Annotated in this window: 4 protein-coding genes; 2 read left to right on the top strand and 2 right to left on the bottom strand. The window is 66.8% G+C overall.

Features of this window, described 5'->3' with window-relative positions; all coding sequences use genetic code 11:
- On the bottom strand, nucleotides 1-667 hold a 667-nt coding region (locus MJ785_RS16330), incomplete at its 3' end, for a response regulator transcription factor (RefSeq protein ID WP_308128279.1).
- 515 nt (nucleotides 668-1,182) lie between these two features.
- Nucleotides 1,183-2,208 carry a sugar ABC transporter substrate-binding protein gene (locus MJ785_RS16325; RefSeq protein WP_239381608.1) on the bottom strand — a complete coding sequence of 342 codons (1,026 nt, stop codon included), beginning with the start codon at nucleotides 2,206-2,208 and terminating at the stop codon, nucleotides 1,183-1,185.
- A gap of 1 nt (nucleotide 2,209) precedes the next feature.
- Here MJ785_RS16325 and MJ785_RS16320 point away from each other — a divergent pair, with 1 nt between their 5' ends.
- Together MJ785_RS16320 and MJ785_RS16315 are read left to right on the top strand one after the other, a co-directional pair.
- Nucleotides 2,210-2,506 carry a hypothetical protein gene (locus MJ785_RS16320; protein WP_239381606.1) on the top strand — a complete coding sequence of 99 codons (297 nt, stop codon included), beginning with the start codon at nucleotides 2,210-2,212 and terminating at the stop codon, nucleotides 2,504-2,506.
- 619 nt (nucleotides 2,507-3,125) lie between these two features.
- Complete coding sequence (locus MJ785_RS16315) at nucleotides 3,126-6,071, top strand: DEAD/DEAH box helicase (protein ID WP_370652963.1); 2,946 nt, start codon at nucleotides 3,126-3,128, stop codon at nucleotides 6,069-6,071.
- The last annotated feature ends 67 nt before the right edge of the window (nucleotides 6,072-6,138 follow it).

Raw genomic sequence — 6,138 nt, 5'->3', positions numbered from 1 at the left:
AGGAGCCCTGGGATCGGGTGCTACGCCGGGCCAAGTAGGCAGCGGCCTCGGTGCGCCGGGACAGACCGAGCTTGCCGAGGATGTTCGAGACATAGTTACGGGCTGTTTTCTCTGCCAGGTGCAGTTGGACGCCGATCTCCCGGTTGGTCCGACCCGCAGCGACAAGCGCCAGAATCCGCTTCTCCTGCGCAGACAACCTACTGAGCCTTTCATCGGTGCCGTGTGGGTCGCCGATGGTACCGGCCCGGACCTGTTCCAATAAAACACCAGTCACAGCCTTGTCCACGACATGTTGACCGTCGCCGACGGCACGCACGGCCGAGACCAGCTCGTCCCGCCTGATCTGCTTCAGGACATAACCACTGGCACCGGCCTCGATCGAGGAGATAAGCGCGTGTTCATCAGGGAACGACGTCAATATCAGCACCCGTGCGGTGGGGTGCCGGGTACGGATCTCCCGGGTAGCGTCGATACCGCTGCTGTCGCCCAGCCGGACATCCATCACGACCACGTCTGGGTGGTGGCTATCGACCAGTGCGACAGCCACTGACGCCGACGTCGCCTCGCCTACCACCACGAGGTCCGCATGGGCCTCTAATATCGTCCGGATACCCTGCCGCACGATCTCGTGGTCGTCCACCAGCACGACCCGTAAACGGTCATCCACGCCTATATGTTCTCACCCCAAACCTCTGCGTTCTGCTGACCGGCAGGGCGGTCTCCGGCGGCCAGCGGGACATCGTTGAGAAGCCTGCCCGATCGCGATCAGCTTACCGAACCCCCTGCTCCCACCACGATGCGGGCGTCGCTACGACCATGTGACCCCGCCCGCCAATCACGCTCCAGCGGATTCCCGAGGTGGCATGCTGCGGCAGTCAAACCGACGTGTTCCGCGAGTCGTGCCCGAAGGAGACGGAATAGCGCCGATATGCACGATTTCTTCCAGAGTGGATTCGGGCGCCACTGCACAGTGGCTACATTATGTATCTGATCACAACTGGTTGTGACCTTCGTGCAGCCTTGCTGCTCCCCTGTCATCCGTTGTAGGGAGCCAAGCTCGGCAGTGCGTCGACGGCCGGTCAATTCGTCGTGACGACCTACGCCGATGCGGTTGCTTTCAGTGATAGATCGGACGTTCCCTGGCTGTCTGGGTGATCGCACCGCTGCGTGCGGGTCGAGATGTTAGTCGAGCGCGTAGAGTTCTACGGGAAGATGGTTGCGCTTCGGGGTGTCGTCGCCGCGTAGCTTGCGTTCCATGAGGTCCACCGCGCGTTCGGCGACTCGGGCGGGATCCTGCACAATGGTGGCGCACAGGGGACTTCCCCCTGAGTTGATGAGCGCGAGTGCCTCCCGGGTCCCATCCACACCGATCACGCGGACGCCCCTGGCCTGGTCGCCCGCGTCGGGCGCGTACAGGGCGTCAAGAGCGCCAAGCGCCATCTCGTCACTGGTACAGAAGATCACATCGACCGGTCTGTTTTGTCGGGCCAGTTCAGCAAGCCGGCGTCGAACGATATCGCGTGCGCGGTCCCTGGCGAACAGGCCGTCTTCGTCTACGATCACGGTTGCCTGAGGGCAGGTGCCGGTGAGTACGTCTACGAATCGGCGCTGCCGGCCGCGGTGGGTGTTTGTGGCAATAACCAAGACAGTTGGATGCGCGGCAGGGCTTCGCTCGATGATACGGGCGGTGTAGCGACCTGCTTTCTCGCCGATGAGCTCGTCGGAACAGCCAACGAAGGCCGTGTTGGTAGGATAGTCAGCGTCATGTGCGAATGGCTGGACATCGACGAAAATTATCGGATATGGCGCCTTGGCGCATAGCGTCACGAGATCTTCGCGGGTCGCGTCCGGCTCGGCGGCTACGACGAATCCGGCGATATAGCCTTTGTCACGGGTGAGGGTCTGCCGGAGACGGCGGATCTGAGCGGTTCCCGCATAGTCGCTGTCCGGAATCTTGACCACGAGGTCGAAGCGACGGTCAAGCGACCGGTCGATATTGCGTAGCAATTCCGCCAACCAGTGCTTCTGGCTGAATGCCGGCATCAGTAGGAATATCTCGGCCCGAGCAGGTGGTGGGCGGCGGAAAATTCCGATGATCATGGCTGCCAGGGGGCAGGTGATCAATAATGCCAGCCACGCCGGCACCGATGTGGTGAGAATGGCAAGGGCCGGCAGGCCTCGTAGCAAGCCGGTAAACGGAACCAGCACAATGCCACTGATCACGGATGTCGTGATGGCGAATATCGCAGGATGGCGACGTGGATTTAACATAACCATGACCACCCCCTTGCCACCGTTCCGCGATCCTACGTCTACCCGATCCTACGGCCGTCGGTCGTGCGGGATCCGTCAAACGGGAGACCTTATTCGTGATCATAAGGCGGCGGCTTGCGCGAACGACGGCAGCTGGCTCTACGGCTACATCTCCCAGATCGGCGCAGGAGCCGGCGGCTTCGGCTGGCTGCTCGACGAAAAAGTCGTCCGCACCGGAACGTTCTGTGGCTGATGGGCCCGTCCGTGGCACGGATGGGCGGTTGACCCGGCGCCTGCGCACGATTACCAGCCGACAAGGCAACCAGCCAATGGATGGAGCCCATGCAACGAATATCTGGCCGGCTCATCATGGCGATCGTGATCGGAGAGATAGAGTGGCCGGCAGCCATGAGTTGATCATCAGTGGTGACGGCGCTGGTGACGGCGGAGACAGCGGCTCACATTACCGGCCTGGGCCAGGCCCTGATGGCTCGGGCTCCGCTCACACCGACGGTGCGGAGACGGACGGGCGCACAAGCGTCATGGGTATCGCGGAGGCCCGGTGGGGGATCTTGCCGCAGCTGGCGCACGAGCGGTTCGGCCAGCCGGGCTGGTCCTACGACGATGTTGCGCCCCGCGGCTGCCCGCGATGCGACCGCACGCTACACTGCCTCCGAAAATCGGATATGAGCGGCGGACGGCCGCAACGCTACGTCGCTCTGGTGTGCCCGCATTGCGCGGCAACGTTTACCTTGGCGGATCTGGGTGTAGGGACCTTCGGTGGGCTGCGGCGTCGGCGGAGCGCTCCCCGGCGGCGCAGGGCAGCATCGCCGCGGTCCTGCGCCGACGATGACGGCCAGCTCCCCGGCGGGATGAGCATGGGTGTCGTTCACGCTGAGGATGCCTGGAAGCTCGCCGCGGGGCGGCTCGATCCGCGACTCGCGCCAGGTTACTTTGCGGCGGGTGGGCCGCGGCCGGGGCCCACTGCTGTCTCCGTGCCTGATCCCGGAACACCGCAACCGGTGACTGAACGCAGGCTCCTGTACTGGTGCAAGATCGCAGATCCGTGGGCTGACGTCCCGTCCCAGCCGGCCGGGGTGGACGTGCGCGTGCTGGTCCCGCTGGCGGCGGACTTCGACGCGCTGTGTGCGCTGATGAGCGCCGCTGGGGTGCCGCATCGACGGGTGCGTCGCTGGGTCGAGGCGGAGACGGTCAGCACAGTCGGGCCGGATGGTGCGTTGGCTGCGCTACGCGCGGTACCCGGTTTTCTCCCGGCCACGAGCACCGCGAAGCTGCGGACGGCGGGCGTTGTTGGATTGGCCGCGGAGGCGGCCCGGGACGCGTTCGAGCTGGCCTGGGACAACCATGGCGAGCCGTTCCTCCCGGCCTGGAGCCCCGTCGACGCTGGGACGATCGTGCCTGCGGAATGGCTGCCCTACCTGCCCCATCCCGGGCTGAACCCGGCACAGGCGGAGGGCGCGCCGCACGTGCTGCGCGACAACACCCACCTTCTCGTCGCCGCGCCGACCGGGTCGGGCAAGACCGCGATCGGCATGCTTGCCGCGCTTAAGGCCATCCTCGGTGAGGGGCGCAAAGCGGCCTGGTTGGTGCCGCAGCGGTCACTGACCGATGAGCTTGACCGCGAGCTTGCCACCTGGCGTGCGCAGGGGCTGCGGGTGGAGCGTCTTTCCGGTGAGCACGTGGTCGACGTGGAGCGGGCCCGCGAGGCCGATCTGTGGGTGTCGACGACGGAGAAGTTCGAGTCGGTGTGCCGGGCGACGTCGCTGCGTGTCGCGCTGGGTGAGGTGGGCTGCCTGGTCGTCGACGAGATCCATCTGTTGGGCAGTGCCGGGCGGGGGCCGCTGTTGGAGGCGTTGCTGGCCCGGATGCGTGGTGCGGGATCACCGGTGCGGATCGTCGGGCTGTCAGCGACGGTCGCAAATGTCGACGAGGTCGCCGGGTGGCTCGGCGCTCGCGTCGTGACGACCACGTGGCGCCCGTCCCGGTTGACCTGGCAGCTGCCGATGATCCCGGCCACCGCCGACCGTAGGACCGACAACGCCAACAGGCTGCGGGCGGCCACGGCGTTGACGCGTATGGTCACCGATGACGGTGGCAGCGTGCTGGTGTTCTGCGGAAGCCGGCGCAACGTTCGCGTGACCGCGCTCATGATTGCGGCCGACCGGGGCGCGGACATCCGCGGCATCGACCCGGATGACGGCTCCCGCGTTCACCAGGTGTGTACCGCGGCCGGGGTGGGCCTGCACTACAAGGACTGGGAGTACCGCCGTGAGGCGGAACGCGCCTTCCGTGACCGCGCTCTGGATGTCCTCGTCGCGACGACGACGGTGGCGGCCGGGGTGAACCTGCCCGCGCGGGCGGTCGTCGTCCGGGACACCCGCATCGGTCTGGACAGGATCGATGTGGCGACGGTGCAGCAGATGTTCGGCCGGGCCGGCCGGGTCGGTGCCGGGGAGACCGCGGGATGGTCCTACCTGGTCGTCGACGAGACGGAGCGGGCGACCTGGCAGAACCGGCTCGTCGAGGGGTACGCGGTCCGCTCCCACATCGCGGACAGTCTTGCCGATCATCTACTGGCGGAGACGGCTCAGCGGCGCGTCCACACCCTCACCGACGCGGAGAACTGGTGGCTGAGCACGCTCGCTTATCATCAGGGTGCCGAAGGGCTCACGCCGGTGCGGGATGCCGTCGACCTGCTGGTGGAGGGTGGGTACCTCGCACTGGTCGCCGAGCCGGATGTCGGCACGGTGCTCAGGGTCACCGAGCTGGGCACGCTGACGACCCGGTTCATGGTTCCGGTCAAGATCGGCATGCGGCTGCGGAGCCTGCTCGCGGAGGCCGACCGGCGGCCCCACGACCCCGAGGACGCCGAGCGGCTGCTCGGGCTGGCGATCAGCGTCAGTGTCCCGCAGTTCGCCGAGGCCCCGGTGACGGACGATCTGCGTCCCCGGGTGGCACGGCTGCTGCGCGCCCGGGGATATCTGGAGCTGGTTGACGCCCCAGGAGGTGCGCTCGGTCTCGTTCCGTCAACCGCCGCGGCGCCGGGCGATCTGGCGCAGGTCGCGATCGCGCTGGTCGCGAACAGCCCGCGGGCGTTCAGCCGGCCGGCGCGGAGAATCGCCGGGCTGCCATCCTCGGTCCTGCTGCCGATTCTCAGCGAGATGCCGCGTTATTTCGCCTGGCTGGCGGCGCAGGGTGAGCTGGCCACTGTCGCGCCGTGGGTTGCCGTCATCGCGGGGGATCTCGGCCGGCGCATCCGTTGGCGGCAGCTCGCGCCCACCCGTGGCGCGGGCCGGCTGCTGTGGATGTGCGAGCAGATGGCGACCCCGCTGCGAGCGGAGCGCATCGTGCCACTGCTGTTCACAGCCGCCCGCGAACACGGTGTGACAGCCCCGGACTGGCCGGTGGGCCGTGCCCCGGCCCAATGCCAGCTGGATGCCCAGGAATACGTGGCGTTGCTGCGTGACCGGGCGACCGACAGCCTCGTCACCGAGGCCGACGACCGCGTGAAGGTCACCACGCCGAACGGGACAGCGGCGGTGGTCTGGGCGGGTGATCAGCACATCGCCGTCGGGTCGCCGGCCGGGCAGTGGATGTCCTATCCGGGTACCGGAGAGTCTGGCCCCGGTAGCGCCAACGGTTCCGGTGAGGCCAAGGGTTCCGCCGGCTATGCACGCGAGGCCCACGCACCGGCCCTGGAACGCGGGGTCAGCGTGTTTTCTTGGCGGGGCGACCACCTGAGCACGGGATGGCTCAGCAGCTACAACGGTATCCACGGCCAGGCGGGGTTCGCATAGCGCCGTGGCAATTCAAGCTGCCAGACAAACATACAAATCAGCACTCCAATCGGGGTTCCGGAGCTCC

The sequence above is a fragment of the Protofrankia sp. CiT1 genome, from assembly GCF_917627335.1.
GTDB lineage: Bacteria > Actinomycetota > Actinomycetes > Frankiales > Frankiaceae > Protofrankia.
This window is presented reverse-complemented; position numbering and strand designations above follow the sequence as displayed.